The sequence below is a fragment of the Caenimonas sedimenti genome (assembly GCF_007833165.1).
Taxonomy (GTDB): Bacteria; Pseudomonadota; Gammaproteobacteria; order Burkholderiales; family Burkholderiaceae_C; genus Ramlibacter; species Ramlibacter sedimenti.
The window spans coordinates 1-15,343 of sequence record NZ_VOBQ01000005.1 but is presented as its reverse complement, the minus strand read 5'-3'; the positions used below and the strand labels follow the sequence as shown (position 1 = coordinate 15,343).

The window sequence follows — 15,343 nt, the reverse complement described above, 5'->3', positions numbered from 1 at the left end:
CTGTAAGTTCGGGCGGGCGGGCTCGACTAGCTCATCAGCGTCGCTTTCCGGCCTGAGGGCCGGCGCGATGGTTCGTGCAACCCTTCGTCCAGCCCCAGGAGTCTTCGATGACCAAGCTCGCCCTTTCCGCCGCTGTGGCGGCATCCGCCATGTTGACCGTGAGTGCCTTCGCGCAAACCGCGGCCGCGCCGGTCGACCCGAACAGTTTCCTGAACCAGTTCGAGGCCACGTTCGGCAAGTTCGAGGGGTATCGTCGATCGGGTGCCAAGGGCGTTTGCGCGATGGGCGAATTCGTCGGGACGGCGGAGGCCCGTGGCCTGTCGACGGCCTCGGCCTTCAGTGGCGCGCCGGTGCCTGTGGTGGTGCGGTTCTCGGTTGGCGGCGCCAACCCGAAGGCACCCGACAACGCGAAGTCCCAGCGCAACCTGGCATTGCAGTTCAACCTCCCCAACGGCGAGGTCTGGCAGATGGGAAACATCTCGGCACCGGTGTTCGGCGCCTCCTCGCCGCAGCAGTTTCTCGGGCGCCTGGCTTCCCTCCAGCCGGACCCGGCGACCAAGATGCCGGACGCGGCGAAGGTCAAGGCCTTCGCCGATGCCAACCCTGAGGTGCTGCTGCAAGGCAGGCACTTCGCCTCACAGCCTGTTCCGGCCAGTTTCGGCACGGTCAACTACTGGGGCGTGCACGCCTTTGGCTTCACCAATGCCAGCGGGAGCAAGCAGTTCGGGAAATGGGTCTTCGAACCGGTGGGCGGGCTCCAGGGCCTGACGGACGACGAAGCCAAGGCCAAGGGACCGGCCTTCCTGTTCGACGATCTTCGCCAGCGCGTGAAGGATGGCAAGGTCGCGTTCAACTTCAACCTGGAACTGGCGCAGGCCGGCGACCAGATCGACAGCGCCACCGTGCCGCTGCCGGCCGGCCGGACCAAGGTCAACCTCGGCATGCTGAAGGTCACCTCGGTGGCCGAGGACGGTGGCGGCCCTTGCCTGACGATCACCTACAACCCGATGGTGCTGCCAAAGGGCGTGGAGCCTTCCGCCGATCCGATGATCGCAGCCCGCGCGGCCCCCTATGCCGTCGGGCTCGGACGGCGGCTGACGGAAGGCGCCAAGCAACAGTAAATCCGCCCCGTCCGGTTCCTTGCAAGGAGTACTCATGATCCAGCCGATTCAGCGCCGCGTCTTCCTGATGACCTTGGCCGCCACTGCCACCGCGGCAGCTCCGCTCGTCCACGCGCAGGCCCTCGTCGACGAAAAGGATGCCACGGCCATGGCGCTCGGCTACGTGAGCGACGCCAAAAGGGTGGACGCGCGGAAGCACCCCGCGTTCGCCGCCGAACAGAGCTGCGCGCGATGCGCGCTCTACCAGGGCCAGCCCACCGACAAATCCGGCGGCTGCCCGCTGTTCGCCGGCAAGCAGGTCGCCGGTTCCGGCTGGTGCAGCGGCTGGTCCAGGAAAGCCTGATCGACGCGGCGCGGGCGGCAGCCGTCCGCCGCAGCGCATCGCAGTGATGCGGAATTTGCAGCACATGGGGCATGGGGCAAGGCTACAGTGGCCGTTGGAGGACTCGCCATGTACATGCCCCCCCATTTCACCGCCAAGGATCAGGCCCACGCCGCCACCCTGATCCGCGAGAATCCGTTCGCCAGCCTGATCTCCTGTGACGACGAGGGCGTGCCCTACGTCACCCACCTGCCGATCCACCTGGAGGAGCGCGCCGAGGGCTTCGTGCTGCTCGGGCACTTCGCCCGGGCCAATCCGCATGCGCGCTTCCTGGCCAGCCGGCCCACGGCGGCGGTGACCTTTCTGGGGCCCCACGGCTACCAGTCGCCTCGCATCTATCCTGACCTGAAACGTGTCCCCAGCTGGAACTACGTGGCCGTCCATTGCACGGTCCGGGCGACGCTGATCGACGACCCCGAAGGCAAGGATGCGCTGCTGAAGAAGCTGATCGGCGACCACGAACCACCCTACGCGGAGCAATGGCGCCAATTGCCGCAGGACTTTGCACATGCGCTGCTTGGAGGTATCGTCGCGTTCGAGCTGACCGTGCTGCAGCTGCAATGCAAGATCAAGCTGAACCAGCACCGGCCTGAATCGCACGCCGCGCTCAAGGCGGGCTACGCGGCCGGCAACGAGCAGGAGCGTGGGCTGGCGCTGTGGATGGAGCGGGTGGGAATCTAAGGAACGACATGCGGGCAATCTTCGGGGTGGTGGGCCTCTTGATGGTGGTGGCCATCGTCGCCGTGCTGGCCAAAAAGCAGCTGGGCGCGGGCGTGGCGCCGCCGGCTGCGTCGACTTCGGTGCCAGGCGTGGCCGCGCCGACCGGCACGCCCAAGCAGCAGGTCGACCAGTTCCAGAAGGCTGTCGAAGGCGCGGTGCAGGCACCCCGGCCGATGCCCGAGGAGCCGAAGTGAAGTGACCGACGAGGACTTCATGCGCGAGGCCCTCGCGCAGGCCCGCCTGGCGGCGGCGGCCGGTGAAGTGCCGGTCGGAGCGGTTGTCGTGCGGGGCGGCCAGGTCATCGCGCGCGGCCACAACCGGCCTGTGGGCGCGCATGACCCGACGGCGCACGCCGAGATCGCGGCGTTGCGCGCCGCGGCCGAGTCGCTCGGCAACTACCGCCTGGACGGCTGCGAACTGTTCGTGACTCTCGAGCCTTGCGCCATGTGCAGCGGCGCGATCCTGCATGCCCGCCTGGCGCGCGTGATCTACGGCGCCCCCGACTCGAAGACCGGCGCCGCGGGCTCCGTGATGAACCTGTTCGCAGAACAGCGCCTCAACCACCAGACCGGTGCGCAGGGCGGGGTGCTCGCAGACGAGTGCGGCGCCTTGCTGGCCGACTTCTTCCGGCAACGCCGCCAGGAGGCGCGCGCGAGCGCCCAGCCCTTGCGCGAGGACGCTTTGCGTACGCCCGAGGGGCGCTTCGTGGGGCTGCCCGGCTATCGCTGGGAACCGCACTTCGTCCACGACCTGCCCTCCCTGGCCGGCTTGCGCATGCACTACCTGGATGAAGGCCCACGGGATGCGCCGCTCACCTGGCTCTGCCTGCACGGCAATCCGGCCTGGAGCTACCTGTACCGCACGATGATCCCGGTCTTCCTGCAGGCCGGTGACCGGGTCGTCGCGCCGGACCTTGTCGGCTTCGGCAAGAGCGACAAACCCAAGCGCGACGCGGCCCACAGCTTCGGCTGGCATCGGCAGGTGCTGCTCGAACTGGTGGAGCGGCTGGACCTGCAGGACGTGATCCTGGTGGTGCAGGACTGGGGTGGACTGCTGGGCCTGACCTTGCCCATGGAAGCGCCGGAACGCTATCGCGGCCTGCTGGTGATGAACACGACCCTGGCCACCGGGGACGCGCCGCTCAGCCCGGGGTTCCTGGCGTGGCGGGAGATGTGCGCCAAGAACCCCGCATTCGATGTTGCGCGGCTGTTCGCGCGGGGCAATCCGCACATGAGCCCGGAGGAATGCGCGGCCTACAACGCGCCGTTTCCCGATGCCGGCCATCGCGCCGCGCTACGGGCTTTCCCGCCGATGGTGCCGGACCAGCCGGATGCCGATGGCGCTGCCGTCTCCCGGCAGGCGCGCGACTTCTTGTCCTCGCAGTGGAGCGGGCGGACCCTGATGGCCATCGGCGCGCAGGACCCGGTGCTGGGCGAGCCGGTGATGCGCGCCCTGCGCGCCCTGATCCGCGGCTGCCCGGAGCCGCGCGTGTTGCCACAGGCCGGCCACTTCGTGCAGGAACACGGCGAAGCCCTTGCGCGTGAGGCGGTGGGATACTTCCGCCCGTGACCAAGAAGCACATCTACATCTTTTCGCCGTCCAGCGCTGTCCGCAACAAGCCCGCGGTCCGCCGCGGCGTCGCCCGCCTGAAGGCCATGGGCCACGAGGTCGAACTGGACCCCGCCACGTTCGCGACCCACATGCGCTTCGCCGGTGACGACGAGACCCGCCTCGAGGCCATCCACCGCAGCGCGGCGAGCGGCGCCGACATCGCCATCATCACGCGGGGCGGCTACGGCCTCACGCGGCTGCTCCCCGGCATCCGGCACAAGGCGATCGCCAAGGCCATCGACGGCGGCTTGCAGTACGTGGGCCTGAGCGACTTCACTGCCTTCCAGAACGCGGTGCTGGCCGAAACCGGCCGCACCACCTGGTCCGGCCCGGCTGTCGGGGAGGACTTCGGCGTGGAAGCCGAGCCCGACGACATCATGCAGGCCTGCTTCGACGACCTCGTGAGTGCGCGGGGGGAGGGCACCGGCTGGCGGCTGCCGGCGCGCGAGGCGCAAGACAAGGCGCTGGAAATCTCGGGCACTCTGTGGGGCGGCAACCTGGCCATCGTCGCGGCGCTCACAGGCACACCATGGATGCCGCAGATCAAGGGCGGCATCCTGTTCCTGGAGGATGTGCACGAGCATCCCTACCGCATCGAGCGCATGCTGACGCAGCTGCTCTACGCCGGCGCCCTGAAGCGCCAGAAGGCCATCGTGCTGGGCCACTTCACGAACTACCAGCCGGTCCCCCATGACAAGGGCTACCGGTTGCAGACCGTGGTGGACTGGTTGCGGAAGGTTGTGGGGGTCCCCGTGTTCACCGGTCTGCCGTTCGGCCACGTGCCGACCAAGGTGTGCCTGCCCGTGGGCGCCAAGGTGACGCTGGCAGTGGAGGGCCGGGACGCGTTCCTGTTGTGGGGCCACCTGGGCCACCACGACCACCGGCACTGAGCGGCCGGCGCCCCGCGCCTTACATGAGCGGGCTCGGCCTCGAAGACAGGCTGCCCGGCAACAGCCCATGGAACATGTTGGTGATGCGCTGGATCTTCTCGCGCGCCGCGGATTCGCCCTGGGTGGCCGCCAGGGCGGCCATCAGGTCACCACGCAGGTACCAGAGTGCCTGGATGTCGTTGGCGTAGCGAACCCGGCGGGTGACGTGCGGGAACCGCTTGGTCCCGCTTTCACCCAGCAGGCCCAGCATGGCCTCACGGATGTCCTCGGTGCCGCTCTCGAGGGTCGATTCCGTCGGCGCCACGGGGTTGCCCAGCAGTCCGTAGATGCTGCCCCGGAGATTCGGTTTGAACCAACGCATATTCAGATTTCTGTCAGGCTCACAGGTGAAGTGCCGTGCATGGGTGTCAACTTATGCTTCAGAGTAGCAAAGGGGCAAGACATCGGAGTGACGGAGTTCACGGAAAACAACAAGCAAAATCAACACGTTGGTAACGAATCGTGAAGCTGTTTCCAAGTGTTTGTTACGCGTAGTTCCTTGGTCTACTTTCCGGGCAAGCTTCATGCCGGAGCAAATCCCGGGTTGGGCAGCACGCCGACCAGCCGCGGGACGGACGGCTGGCGGGCCGCGACCCGGCCACCGCGCGCCTTGAGCCATTGCTCCACCAACTCCCAGACCGGCCGCGTGTTGGCGGCTCGCGCCTCCTCGGAAACCGGCGCCCAACCCGCCACCTTGTAGCGCCGCCCGGCCTCCAGGGCGCGCCCGTTCAAGCGCATGTCGCTGATTCGCTGACCGGCCCCGGCAGCCGGGTCGATGCTGTAGGCCAGACCGCCCACCCGGACCATGTCACCGCCTTGCTGGTAGTACGGGTCGGGATTGAACAGGTTGTCGGCGACGTCTTCCAGCACGGCCTTGATGGTTTCGCCGGTCATCTCGGTGAGCGTGCTGTAGGAGTACGTCGTGGCCGTCATGTCCATCAGCCATTCGCGCGTGACCGGCTGGCCGGCCAGCAAGCTGGTGCCCCAGCGAAATCCGGGGGAGAAGGCGATCTCGGCGCCTTGGACGTCCATCAGGGCATCGAGCAACAGCTGGTCGCCGCTGCCGTTGAAGTTGCCGCGGCGGTACAAGGCGCCTTCGGTGACCGCGAGTACCTCACCCAGCTTCTGTTCGTACGGCGCGCGGACCCGGGTGATCAGCGCCTGCATTTCCGGGTCGGCGGGCAACAGGTTCGCGAACACCGGCAGCAGGCTGTAGCGGAAATCGAAGAGGCGGCCGCCCCGCACGTCGAGATCGAGCACGCCCAGGAATTTGCCGTTGGAACCGGCGTTCGTGACGATGGTCTGCCCCGAGCGATTGCGCACGACGTTGGCCACGGGCACGCCGTCGTGCGTATGGCCGCCCAGGATGGCATCGATGCCGGCGACGCGGCCGGCGAGCTTGAGGTCGACATCCATGCCGTTGTGGCTGAGGAGGACGACCACCTGCGCGCCTTTGCCGCGGGCTTCGTCCACCACCTTCTGCATGGCTTCGTCCTGGATGCCGAAGGTCCAGTCCGCGACGAAATACCGAGGGTTGGCGATGGGGGTGTACGGGAAGGCCTGCCCCACGATCGCGACACGCGTGCCGTTGATTTCGCGGATGGTGTATGGCTCGAAGACGGGGTCGCCGAAATCCGCCGTCTTCACGTTCTGCGCCAGGAAGGCGATCTTGCCGGCCAGCTCCTTGTCCACCAGCTCCTTCACGCGGTCCATGCCGAGGGTGAATTCCCAGTGGCCGGTCATGATGTCCACGCCCAGCAGCTTGCTGGCATCGACCATGTCCTGGCCGCGTGTCCACAATGCCGTGGCCGAGCCCTGCCAGGTGTCGCCACCATCGAGCAACAGCGCGCCCGGCCGGCTGGCCTTCAGCCGCTTGACCAGCGTCGCCAGGTGGGCGAAGCCGCCGACCTTGCCGTAGCGGCGGGCCGCCGCTTCGAAGTCGAGATACGTGAAGGCATGGGCGGCGGCCGTGCCACGCGGCATCTTCGCCGCGGCCAGGAGGTGCTCGCCGACCAGGTGGGGCCATTGCCCCTTCATGGTTCCCACTCCCAGGTTGACGCTGGGCTCGCGGAAGTGCAGGGGCAACAGCTGTGCATGGCAGTCCGTCATGTGCAGCAGCGAGACGTTGCCGAAACGGGGCAGGTCATACATGGCCTCGCCCGCGGCCTGGGCGTCCGCCTCCAGGTGGCTGCCGAGGCCAAGGCCGGCGACCGTGCCGGCCCCCATGACCTGGAGGAATTCGCGCTTGGAGAGGTTCATGGCGGGTTCACAGGTTCACGCAAAAAAAGGCCCGGACCGAAACTGGCCCGGGCCCGTGACCCACGAGGGCCTATTTGTTCACCGGGGATGCCGGGTCGAGAAGCAGGGCCATGATGTGCTTGATCTGCTCTTCGGTGAGGTTGCCCATGTGCCCCGAACGCGGCATGTTGGAGCAGGCGTTGTACGCCTTGGCGTTCCAGATCTTGCCCCAGGTGTATTCCACGATGGGCCTGGAACCGGGATGGGCCGGGTCGGTGACGCCGCGGATCTTGCCGTAGTTGTAGAGGCTGGGCCCGATGGTGCCGAAGGAGATTTCCTCCTTGGAGATCTGGTGGCAGTTGTAGCAGTTGCCGCCGTTCACGGAACCCGCGGTGTCCGTCCAGGTCAGGCCGCGGCCGCTTTGGGCGATGGCTTCGCCCTGTTTCCAGTCGCCCAGGAACTTGCCGTCCCGGGGCCACTTGATGGTCTTCAGGTTGGCTTCTTCGAGACGCTTGGCCTCGGCGGCGGAGAGCTGCTTGCCGGCGACGTCCGCGGCGTTGCACAGCTGCAGCGTTTCGTCGATGCCGAGCACGCGGTCGACCTTGGCGATGCCCTGGTCGCGGAAAGCGGCCTTGGTCATGCCGAGGGCCACGGCGTCGAGCTCGGAGCTGCTGGGGAGCGTGGCGCAGCCCATGACGGCGATGGCGCCGGCGGCGGCCACCGCGAAAGTGGAGAGTGGTTTCTTCATGCCCGGCCTCAGCGCTTGATGGAGGGAGCAGCCGACTTGGCGCCCTTGGCGTTGACGCCGAGGTACGTGCTCAGCGCGGTGAGCGCATCGCTGCCGAACTCGGGGTAGGGGAAGCGCTGCTGCCGGTAGCAGTCGTTCAGGCGCAGCTGCATGCTCCACATCTGGCCGTTGGACACCCGGTAGGCCGGCCAGGCGGCGAAGCCGGTGCCGTCGCCCGGGTTCTTGGTGAGGTCGGGGAGATCCTGCAGGCGGATGCGCTTGCCGGCTTCGCCATGGCAGGACGCGCACGAGAAGTCGTGCGTGCCGCCGCGCATGAAGAAGATGCGCTTGCCCGCCTCATAGAACACCTTCTCCTGCTGATGCGCCTGCGGCAGGTTGAAGCTCAGCCCCTTGGACTCCGCCGCGACAAAGGTCGCCAGCGCCGTGACGTTGGCCATCTCGCCGCGGCCAAACGGCGTCTTGCCGATCTCGGCGGCATCGAAGCCTTGCAGGCGCTCCATGCAGCTGACGAGGCGGGACTCCAGGTCCTGCACCTTGCCCGTGTCGGCGAAATACCTCGGCAGTTCGACGAAGGCGCCCTTGACCACGCCTGCTCCCTTGCCCAGGTCACATGCCTCCAGCGATGCGTTCTTCGGCCCCCGCTTCTGCTTCCAGAGCGCTTCGCCCTTCGCCTCGAACAGGTCCGCCGGGTTGCCGTCGGCCAGCATGGCCCGGTATTCGTCGATGGCCTGGGAGGGACTCTTCTGGGCCGCGGCGCCGGCAGCGAGGGCCGCCAGTGCCGCCGCGACCAGCAGCTGGTGTCTGCGCATCGTTGTCGCCTCCTCTTGGTCTCAGCTGACGGTGGCTTCGTCGGTACGGGTCTCGCCGCGGTTGTCCTTCCAGCTCACGCTGACCTTGTCACCGGCCTTCGCCCCCTTGATCGTGAACTGGAGGAAGGGATTCTTGGCCACTGCCGGCCCCCACTCGGCCGCGAATACCTGCTTGCCGTTCAGGGAAGCCGTGACGTCGCTGATGTGCCAGGCGGGAATGGTCTTGCCGGCCGCGTCCTTGCGCTGGCCGGTTTCCATTTCGTGGCTCATGAGGACGCGGACGACCGCGCCGCCGCCCTGTGCCTGCGCGCGAATGCGCATGGGATCTGCCATTTTCTTGCTCCTGAATGTGTTCGATCAGCCGCCGCAGCCGCCTAGGGTGACCTTGATTTCCTTCTTCGAGAAGAAGGCTTTGCCGTCCTGCGTGATGGCTACGGCGTAGACGTCGGAGGATTGGCCCATCTTGGCGCGCGTCGAGAAGTTCGACTCGATGGCCGGGTTGAGGTCGAACACGGCGACCAGCGCATTGGGGTTCTTCTCGACGAGAAGGGCCAGGTGCTTGACCCCGGCCATGGTCGTGGCCGCGCCGATCGGCACGACGGCGCCGTTTTCGGCGATGTCCGGTCCCTGGATCGTCACATCCTTGCTCTCGGCCAGCGCGCCGCCGCCCAGCGCCTTGACGGCGTCGGCGACGTTCTTGGCTTCGAACGCGTTCTTGTTGAACGCCTGGGCGGCCCCACTGAACAGGGTTCCCGTGCCCAGGGTGGTTGCCACGAGGCCTTGCTTGAGCGTGTCTCGGCGAGTCTGCATCGATTTCTCCTTCATAAGCACATCCTAATCAAGTCTGGGGTCATCATCCATCCGGACTACTAGCTAAGCCGAATCACTTCGCGGCACCGTTGGCGAGCCAACCGGCGATCGCCCGGGCTTCGGCCTCGTCGATGGCTTGCGGCGGCATGGGGATCGCCCCCCAGACGCCGGAGCCGCCTGCGCGGATCTTGCCGGCCAGGTAGTCGGCCTTCCCCGCATGCTTGCGTGCGATGTCGCGCCAGCTGGGGCCGACCAGTGGCGCCTCCGCGGCATGGCAGGCGAAACAGCTGTTTTTCTGCACCAGTGCCGCCGCTGCCGCCGCCCCCGGGGCCGCGGAGGGCTCGGAAGAGGGCGCCGCTGCCGCGACCGGCCGCTGCGTCACGACGCCGCGCTGCGGGCCGACCGGGCGATTCTGCTCCGCCAGGTTGCCATGCGCGTCGCGCGCGTGGTCTGGCAGGAAGGAAGCCACCTTGGCCTCGACGGGGCAATCCGACATGCAACGGGCGGCCCGCACGTCGGGGCGGGCCGTGCCACCAAGTTCCTGCCCTGGCCAGAGGGCATGCTTCGTCGTCATCCCGTTGCGGTTCGGCATGCGTTTCTGCACGTCGGCGATGTTTCGATCCGACAGGACAAACTTGTCATCGACCACCTGCGCGAGATGCAGCATGTAACCCGTGACGGCATACACCTCCTCGACGCTCAGCGACTTGGGGGCGTTCCAGGGCATGGCGCGGTTGATGTAGTCCCAGAGGGTGGACACGGTCGCCAGCTTCATCATCGTGGTGCGGCCGGGGTAGCCGGGCTCCACCAGGCGCTGCACGCGGCCGGTCCGGGCGTCGTCGGGCGACGTTCCGCCGATCAACGGGTTGAACACCTGGTTCGATTCGCCGAACACTCCGTGGCACGAGGCGCACTTCGCCTCCCACACTTCCTGGCCCCTGGCAACGCTGCCGGCGCCTGGGGGCAGGCCCTTGAAGTCGGGCCGGACGTCGATGTCCCAGGCGGCGACCTCGGCTGGCGTCGCGTTGCGTCCGATGCCGGGGAAGCGGTTGTCCTGGGCTTGCGCGAGTCCCGCGGCCAACAGGACGGCGGCGGCGGCAAGGTCACGAAACCTGGACATTCTTCACCTCGCCGGACGCTTCGACCAGCCAGGTCTGGATGGCGTTGTTGTGATAGATCGAGCGCGAGCCGCGCACCGCGCGCAGCTGGCGGTAGTTCGGCTGCACATAACCGGTTTCGTCCACGGCGCGGCTCTGGAGCAGAGCCGGTTTGCCGTCCCATGCCCAGTCCAGCTGGAACCGTGTCAGGCATTTGTCCAGCACCGGGCCTTGCAGCCGCGCGGCCTTCCAGTTGCGTCCGCCGTCGACAGACACGTCGACCTGCTTCACCTTGCCGCGGCCGGACCAAGCCAGGCCGGTGATGCTGTAGTACCCCTGGTCGAGCAGCATCTGCCCGCCGGACGGCGTGGTGATCACGCTTTTGCACTCCTGGATGCCGGAGTACTGGCGATGTGTGCCATCCGGCATCAGGTCCAGGTAGTGGATGGCTTCGTCCTTGGTGGCGTAGGGCTGGTCACCGACTTCCAGGCGCCGCAGGTACTTGACCCAGCTCACGCCCTGGATGCCCGGGACCACCAGGCGCAGCGGATAGCCGTTCTCGGGACGCAGCATTTCCCCGTTCTGCCCATAGGCCACCAGGACCTCGCCGGAGCGGATCAGGGACATCGGGATGGTGCGCGTCATGGACGAACCATCCGCGCCTTCGGCCAGCACGAAGCGTCCCTTCTTCAGGTCCACCCCGGCCATTTCCAGGAGGGTGATCAGCGGGACGCCTGTGAATTCGCTGCAGGAAAGCATGCCGTGGGTGTATTGAACGGTGGGCACTGCGACATTGCCCCATTCCATGCCCGTGTTGGCGCCGCATTCGATGAAGCGGAAGCGCGACACGGACGGCAGCCGCATGATCTCGTCGATCGTGAAGACCTTGGGCGCCTTCACCAGCCCGTTGATCATCAGGCGGTGCTTCGATGGATCGATGTCCCACCAGCCCTGGTGATGCCGCTCGAAATGCAGGCCGCTGGGCGTGACGATGCCGAACAGGGATTGCAGCGGCGCGAACGAGACGGAAGCCTGGCGGGTCTGGGTCAGCCCGGGGCTCTGGCGGCGCTGGACGTTCGTCTCGAAGCGTGAGGGCTTGCCGTAACCATCGGCAGCGACCGGTTGGCCGAGGCCACGCGTGTGTTCGGGCAGTTCCAGGATCGCCGGGTCGCCTGCCGGCTGCGCGGTTGCCGGTGCCGCGGCCAGGCCCGCCGCGGCTGCCGCGAACGCGCTCCGGAGGAAGCCGCGCCGGCCTTGCCGGGCTTCATCGGCCACCTGGGCGATGGCAGCCCGGTCCAGGAAGTTTTCCGGAGCCGCGCGCAGGCGGCCGGTGGGAGCAGGGCGGGAGGCCATCGAGGTCAGGGGAGGCGGGGCGGGATGAATCCGAATATCGGCATGCGCGAATATATTCGTGAAGCGCCGTGAGCATCCGCCCGAATGACTGGTGAAAACCCTGCTACTGCAAGTCCGCTTCGATCGCGACCTGGGTGCAGACCGCGCGGCAGAGGGTGACCACCCGGTCGTTGATGATGCGATAAAAGATCTGGACGCCTTCGCGCCGCTTGCCCAGCACACCGGCCTGGTACAGCGTGTTCAGGTGCTGCGACATGTTCGGCTGCGTCGTGTCGATGGCTTCCAGCAGTTCGCTGACGTTTCGTTCGCCGTTGCACAGGCAGCTGATGATCCTGAGGCGCATGGGCGCCGACATGACGCGGAAGACTTCCGCCGCGATCTCGAAGACCTCGTCCGATTCGGTGAGCGTGGCGGTGGACTTGAGCGGGCGGCGGGGCATGCTGGAGCGGAGGCGTGCTTCGTGGGAGCGTGGGCTGCCGGCAAATATATCGCTGAATCGTTGCAGACGGATGTATTTCGGTGGATCGTCACAGTGGGCCGTGGCCCTGGCCGACTAAAATCGCGGCTTTTGCGCGTCACCCCCAATTCCATGAGTGCCACCGTCGATCCAGTCTCCATCAGCCGCGCCGTCGTCTACGGCGGGCTTGCGTTGGGCGTGGTGCTCGGCGCGGTTGGCCAGTCGACGCGGTTTTGCGTTCGTGGCGCGATCGCCGACTGGTTCGAGTTCCGCGGCCCCGGCCGCCTGGTGGCCTGGCTGCTGGCCATTGCCATGGGCGCCGTCGCCGTGCAGGGGCTCATCAGTTTCGGATGGCTGGACGGCACGCGGGTGCTGGCCTGGAACAACCGGCTCGTCTGGGCTTCGTGCCTGGCTGGAGGCCTGATGTTCGGCTTCGGAATGATCCTGGCGGAAGGGTGTCCTCAGCGCCTGCTGGTGAAGGCGGGCGCCGGCAGCTTGAAGGCAGCGGCGGCCCTGATGATGATCGGGATCGTGGCGGCGATGACGCTACGCGGACTCTTCGCTGGACCGCGGGTGGCGCTCCTGGACAGCTGGAACGTCACACTGGCAGGCCCGCAGGATCTTGGAGCCATCGCTGCTGGCCTGATGGGCGGATCGGCACCTGTCCTGCGCTGGCTGCTTGTTCTTGCCATCGTCTTGGCCGTCGGAGCGACAGCGTGGCGCTTCCGGCAGAAGGTGTCCAAGGCGGACTGGATCGGCGGCCTCGCCGTCGGCCTGCTGCTGGCCGTGGCGTTCCTGTTGACCGGCAAGGCCGGCTTCATCGCGGAGCACCCGGAGACGCTCGAGCCGGCCTGGCTGGGCACGCAGTCGCGCCGGCCGGAAGGATTGTCGTTCTCGGCGCCGTTGGCCCACGCCCTGGACCTGCTGACGTTGTGGTCCGACAAGAGCATGGCGGCTACGTTCGGCGTGATGCTGAGCCTGGGCGTGATCCTTGGAAGTGCCGCCAGCGCACGTGCTCGCGGCGAATACCGGCTCGAATCGTTTCGCATGCCCGGCGAAATGGGTGCCCACGCACTGGGTGCCGTGCTCATGGGCTTCGGCGGTGTCACCGCGCTCGGATGCTCCGTCGGCAATGGTGTCACGGGTTTGGCGATGTTGTCCGCCGGTTCCGTCCTGATGGTGGGCGGAATGGTGGTCGGTGCGTGGGCTGCCTTGCGCTTGCGCCAGCGGCAAAGCGTTGCGGGCAGCCCAGGCGTTGCCGCGGTCCGGGCGGCTTGAAGTCCGCGGGTTTGTGTACGACTGCAGTGAAAGTGTTCAGGTCGAAAGCTAGCTAAGTTACTGATTCCAAAGAACTTTTTGACTATAGCTGGCGTGTGTGCCTCCCAAGAGAGCGGCAGACGACCCGACCAGCATTCGCCAAAAATCAGTCTGGCTGACCACCATTTGACCAAAGGCATCTCAGTCTCGCCAACATTTGGACAGAACAAGCATTGCTCGCTGAGCGCCCCGGTGGGTGACGATGCGGAGGCTACGAAGACATTAGGCCATCGTCGGTTGAGTCATCGCCGCGACCGGACGTTTTTCCAGTGGCGGGTGCGCGCGGCATTCGCCGCATCAAGAATGGGCCGCGTCTTCGATTCTGGATTCACCAAGACCCTGGAACCAGGTTCGCGGCACTCGGGCATTCGGCCGCGCCGCCGGACGACCTGGTTTGCGCAGAATCCATTGAGAGAACTCTGGGAGGTATGCCAACAGTTTCGGCATGTTGACAACCATCGTTTTCGGAGCATCTCGCCACGGAAATCGTAACGTTGGCGCGGATCGTGCCCAACGATGCAAGCGTGCACGCCTGCGCGACGTCGAGGCGGGCGAGCAAATCTCTTTGAGTTCCTCACCAAATTCACCTCTGAGCACGCTTGCCATGGTGTTCTCTCGGGGAAACCAGGTGAGCTGATGCTCGTCCGGCGCCATCCAGGCGGCCATTCCCACAGCATTGAGACAGGCAGACGCGTAGGCGATTTCGAGCGCGTCAACGTGAAGACCTCCCAGCGGGAAGATCTGCTCCGAGCAGTATCGCGTCAGCGCCGTGCCGATGCCTCGATCATGAAGCTCCACGGCAAGCATGACCAAGGAGTGACATGCGCACTCGGCCATCAACTGCGCCGATTCAGGTTTGTTGGTCTCGTGGAAATGCCGTAGGAGAACGATGCAGCCGGACAGGTAGGGCAGTGAAGCTTGGCGCGTCTCAGCAAGACCACCTATCCACCCCGTGTGCAGCATGGCTTGCAAATGTCCCAGGCTCTCCACAGGATGCGCCTCGAGCAACCGCTGCTCCATGCCTGCTATGGGGCGGTCCACCAACAGTGAAAGCCAAAGCGATTGGAAAAGATCGGCCTTGAGCGACCAGTTGGGGCACTTATCCAGCCACTCGTCTGGCCGCACGTCTTCGATGCGATCGTCCAGCATGGAAAGCGTTCTGTCAGTGGGCATATGTGCTCCACGCTTCAGGCTACGCGCGCAGCCCTTCGTCTTGCCCAAGGGTCGGGGCGTGTTCCAAGCGGACTCGAAAAATCTCTCGACCTGCGCGACGCCGCCGCGGCGGCCGACCTGACCAAGCAATCCATAGAGGCTCAAGGCCTGCATTCTCTTCACCTGCTGCCAGCGCTCCAACTCCGATGAAGCCGAGCACTCCAGGCTCTCCTCCACCATCGTCTTGCACAGCTCGGCAGTGGAGGCCATGCTTCGCCTTAGCACAGGCATTGGAGATTGTCTATGCGGTAATTTCTTTGCCAGTTTTACCGCGTAGCTCTCCATCGGGGTGGCCTCTAGCATCCAGGCGTGTCCTCAGGTCACCCGGCGAAACCAGACTCGAGTCTTGAGTACGCGAATCTTGCGGCTCGACTCGAAGAGGACCTGTTCGCGCGGCACGGACCCATGATCGGCGGAGCGGCATTGCATGCTGCCCTGGGATATCCGTCCGCCACCGCTTTCCGGATGGCTCTGGCCCGGGACCGAGTGCCGATCCCCGTGTTTCCCTTGGACCATCGTCGGGGGAAATTCGCGTTGGT

Annotated in this window: 18 protein-coding genes; 7 read left to right on the top strand and 11 right to left on the bottom strand. The window is 66.3% G+C overall.

Features of this window, described 5'->3' with window-relative positions; translation table 11 throughout:
• Positions 1–107: 107 nt before the first annotated feature.
• The 6 genes from FN976_RS07460 to FN976_RS07435 all read left to right on the top strand — a co-directional run bounded on the left by FN976_RS07460 (position 108) and on the right by FN976_RS07435 (position 4,724).
• Complete coding sequence (locus tag FN976_RS07460) at positions 108–1,121, top strand: catalase family peroxidase (protein WP_145892382.1); 1,014 nt, start codon at positions 108–110, stop codon at positions 1,119–1,121.
• A 34-nt stretch (positions 1,122–1,155) separates the two neighbouring features.
• Entirely contained in the window at positions 1,156–1,464 is a 309-nt protein-coding gene (locus tag FN976_RS07455; protein ID WP_255440215.1) for a high-potential iron-sulfur protein, read from the top strand.
• Between the two features lie 108 nt (positions 1,465–1,572).
• Positions 1,573–2,184: an FMN-binding negative transcriptional regulator gene (locus FN976_RS07450; RefSeq protein ID WP_145892381.1), complete on the top strand. Its 612-nt coding sequence runs from the start codon at positions 1,573–1,575 to the stop codon at positions 2,182–2,184.
• A gap of 8 nt (positions 2,185–2,192) precedes the next feature.
• A complete protein-coding gene (locus FN976_RS07445; RefSeq protein ID WP_145892380.1) occupies positions 2,193–2,417 on the top strand; it encodes a hypothetical protein in 225 nt (74 codons plus the stop codon).
• Between the two features lies 1 nt (position 2,418).
• A complete protein-coding gene (gene tadA, locus FN976_RS07440; protein ID WP_145892379.1) occupies positions 2,419–3,792 on the top strand; it encodes a tRNA adenosine(34) deaminase TadA in 1,374 nt (457 codons plus the stop codon).
• Entirely contained in the window at positions 3,789–4,724 is a 936-nt protein-coding gene (locus FN976_RS07435; protein ID WP_145892378.1) for an LD-carboxypeptidase, read from the top strand. Before tadA ends, FN976_RS07435 begins: the two co-directional genes overlap by 4 nt.
• A gap of 19 nt (positions 4,725–4,743) precedes the next feature.
• Here the strand turns inward: FN976_RS07435 and FN976_RS07430 are convergent, their stop codons facing one another.
• From FN976_RS07430 to FN976_RS07390, 9 genes are all read right to left on the bottom strand, one after another.
• Positions 4,744–5,085, bottom strand: coding sequence for a hypothetical protein (locus tag FN976_RS07430; RefSeq protein WP_145892377.1), 342 nt, complete (start codon positions 5,083–5,085; stop codon positions 4,744–4,746).
• 200 nt (positions 5,086–5,285) lie between these two features.
• Complete coding sequence (gene soxB / locus FN976_RS07425) at positions 5,286–7,022, bottom strand: thiosulfohydrolase SoxB (RefSeq protein ID WP_145892376.1); 1,737 nt, start codon at positions 7,020–7,022, stop codon at positions 5,286–5,288.
• A gap of 70 nt (positions 7,023–7,092) precedes the next feature.
• A complete protein-coding gene (gene soxX, locus FN976_RS07420; protein ID WP_145892375.1) occupies positions 7,093–7,749 on the bottom strand; it encodes a sulfur oxidation c-type cytochrome SoxX in 657 nt (218 codons plus the stop codon).
• Between the two features lie 8 nt (positions 7,750–7,757).
• Positions 7,758–8,558: a sulfur oxidation c-type cytochrome SoxA gene (gene soxA, locus FN976_RS07415; protein WP_145892374.1), complete on the bottom strand. Its 801-nt coding sequence runs from the start codon at positions 8,556–8,558 to the stop codon at positions 7,758–7,760.
• A gap of 21 nt (positions 8,559–8,579) precedes the next feature.
• A complete protein-coding gene (gene soxZ, locus FN976_RS07410) occupies positions 8,580–8,891 on the bottom strand; it encodes a thiosulfate oxidation carrier complex protein SoxZ (RefSeq protein ID WP_145892373.1) in 312 nt (103 codons plus the stop codon).
• 24 nt (positions 8,892–8,915) lie between these two features.
• Positions 8,916–9,368: a thiosulfate oxidation carrier protein SoxY gene (gene soxY / locus FN976_RS07405; RefSeq protein ID WP_145892372.1), complete on the bottom strand. Its 453-nt coding sequence runs from the start codon at positions 9,366–9,368 to the stop codon at positions 8,916–8,918.
• 73 nt (positions 9,369–9,441) lie between these two features.
• Complete coding sequence (locus FN976_RS07400) at positions 9,442–10,488, bottom strand: c-type cytochrome (protein WP_145892371.1); 1,047 nt, start codon at positions 10,486–10,488, stop codon at positions 9,442–9,444.
• The gene (gene soxC, locus FN976_RS07395; protein ID WP_145892370.1) at positions 10,472–11,818 is read right to left on the bottom strand and encodes a sulfite dehydrogenase; all 1,347 of its coding nucleotides are present in this window, start codon (positions 11,816–11,818) and stop codon (positions 10,472–10,474) included. Before soxC ends, FN976_RS07400 begins: the two co-directional genes overlap by 17 nt.
• A 103-nt stretch (positions 11,819–11,921) precedes the next feature.
• A complete protein-coding gene (locus FN976_RS07390; protein ID WP_145892369.1) occupies positions 11,922–12,257 on the bottom strand; it encodes an ArsR/SmtB family transcription factor in 336 nt (111 codons plus the stop codon).
• A gap of 150 nt (positions 12,258–12,407) precedes the next feature.
• On the opposite strand from FN976_RS07390, the gene FN976_RS07385 reads away from it, so the two are divergent.
• Positions 12,408–13,553 carry a YeeE/YedE family protein gene (locus FN976_RS07385; protein ID WP_145892368.1) on the top strand — a complete coding sequence of 382 codons (1,146 nt, stop codon included), beginning with the start codon at positions 12,408–12,410 and terminating at the stop codon, positions 13,551–13,553.
• Between the two features lie 336 nt (positions 13,554–13,889).
• Here the strand turns inward: FN976_RS07385 and FN976_RS07380 are convergent, their stop codons facing one another.
• Both FN976_RS07380 and FN976_RS29130 read right to left on the bottom strand, forming a co-directional pair.
• The gene (locus tag FN976_RS07380; protein WP_145892367.1) at positions 13,890–15,014 is read right to left on the bottom strand and encodes a hypothetical protein; all 1,125 of its coding nucleotides are present in this window, start codon (positions 15,012–15,014) and stop codon (positions 13,890–13,892) included.
• 105 nt (positions 15,015–15,119) lie between these two features.
• Positions 15,120–15,343 (bottom strand): hypothetical protein (locus tag FN976_RS29130; protein WP_222432785.1); only part of this gene is annotated, 224 nt, incomplete at its 5' end.

What these genes read in the sequence shown, in the direction of transcription:
- FN976_RS07460 (WP_145892382.1), top strand. Translation starts at nt 108, where the DNA reads ATGACCAAGCTCGCCCTTTCCGCCGCTGTGGCGGCATCCGCCATGTTG.
- FN976_RS07455 (WP_255440215.1), top strand. Translation starts at nt 1,156, where the DNA reads ATGATCCAGCCGATTCAGCGCCGCGTCTTCCTGATGACCTTGGCCGCC.
- FN976_RS07450 (WP_145892381.1), top strand. Translation starts at nt 1,573, where the DNA reads ATGTACATGCCCCCCCATTTCACCGCCAAGGATCAGGCCCACGCCGCC.
- FN976_RS07445 (WP_145892380.1), top strand. Translation starts at nt 2,193, where the DNA reads ATGCGGGCAATCTTCGGGGTGGTGGGCCTCTTGATGGTGGTGGCCATC.
- FN976_RS07430 (WP_145892377.1), bottom strand. Translation starts at nt 5,085, where the DNA reads ATGCGTTGGTTCAAACCGAATCTCCGGGGCAGCATCTACGGACTGCTG.
- soxB (WP_145892376.1), bottom strand. Translation starts at nt 7,022, where the DNA reads ATGAACCTCTCCAAGCGCGAATTCCTCCAGGTCATGGGGGCCGGCACG.
- soxX (WP_145892375.1), bottom strand. Translation starts at nt 7,749, where the DNA reads ATGAAGAAACCACTCTCCACTTTCGCGGTGGCCGCCGCCGGCGCCATC.
- soxA (WP_145892374.1), bottom strand. Translation starts at nt 8,558, where the DNA reads ATGCGCAGACACCAGCTGCTGGTCGCGGCGGCACTGGCGGCCCTCGCT.
- soxZ (WP_145892373.1), bottom strand. Translation starts at nt 8,891, where the DNA reads ATGGCAGATCCCATGCGCATTCGCGCGCAGGCACAGGGCGGCGGCGCG.
- soxY (WP_145892372.1), bottom strand. Translation starts at nt 9,368, where the DNA reads ATGCAGACTCGCCGAGACACGCTCAAGCAAGGCCTCGTGGCAACCACC.
- FN976_RS07400 (WP_145892371.1), bottom strand. Translation starts at nt 10,488, where the DNA reads ATGTCCAGGTTTCGTGACCTTGCCGCCGCCGCCGTCCTGTTGGCCGCG.
- soxC (WP_145892370.1), bottom strand. Translation starts at nt 11,818, where the DNA reads ATGGCCTCCCGCCCTGCTCCCACCGGCCGCCTGCGCGCGGCTCCGGAA.
- FN976_RS07390 (WP_145892369.1), bottom strand. Translation starts at nt 12,257, where the DNA reads ATGCCCCGCCGCCCGCTCAAGTCCACCGCCACGCTCACCGAATCGGAC.
- FN976_RS07385 (WP_145892368.1), top strand. Translation starts at nt 12,408, where the DNA reads ATGAGTGCCACCGTCGATCCAGTCTCCATCAGCCGCGCCGTCGTCTAC.
- FN976_RS07380 (WP_145892367.1), bottom strand. Translation starts at nt 15,014, where the DNA reads ATGGCCTCCACTGCCGAGCTGTGCAAGACGATGGTGGAGGAGAGCCTG.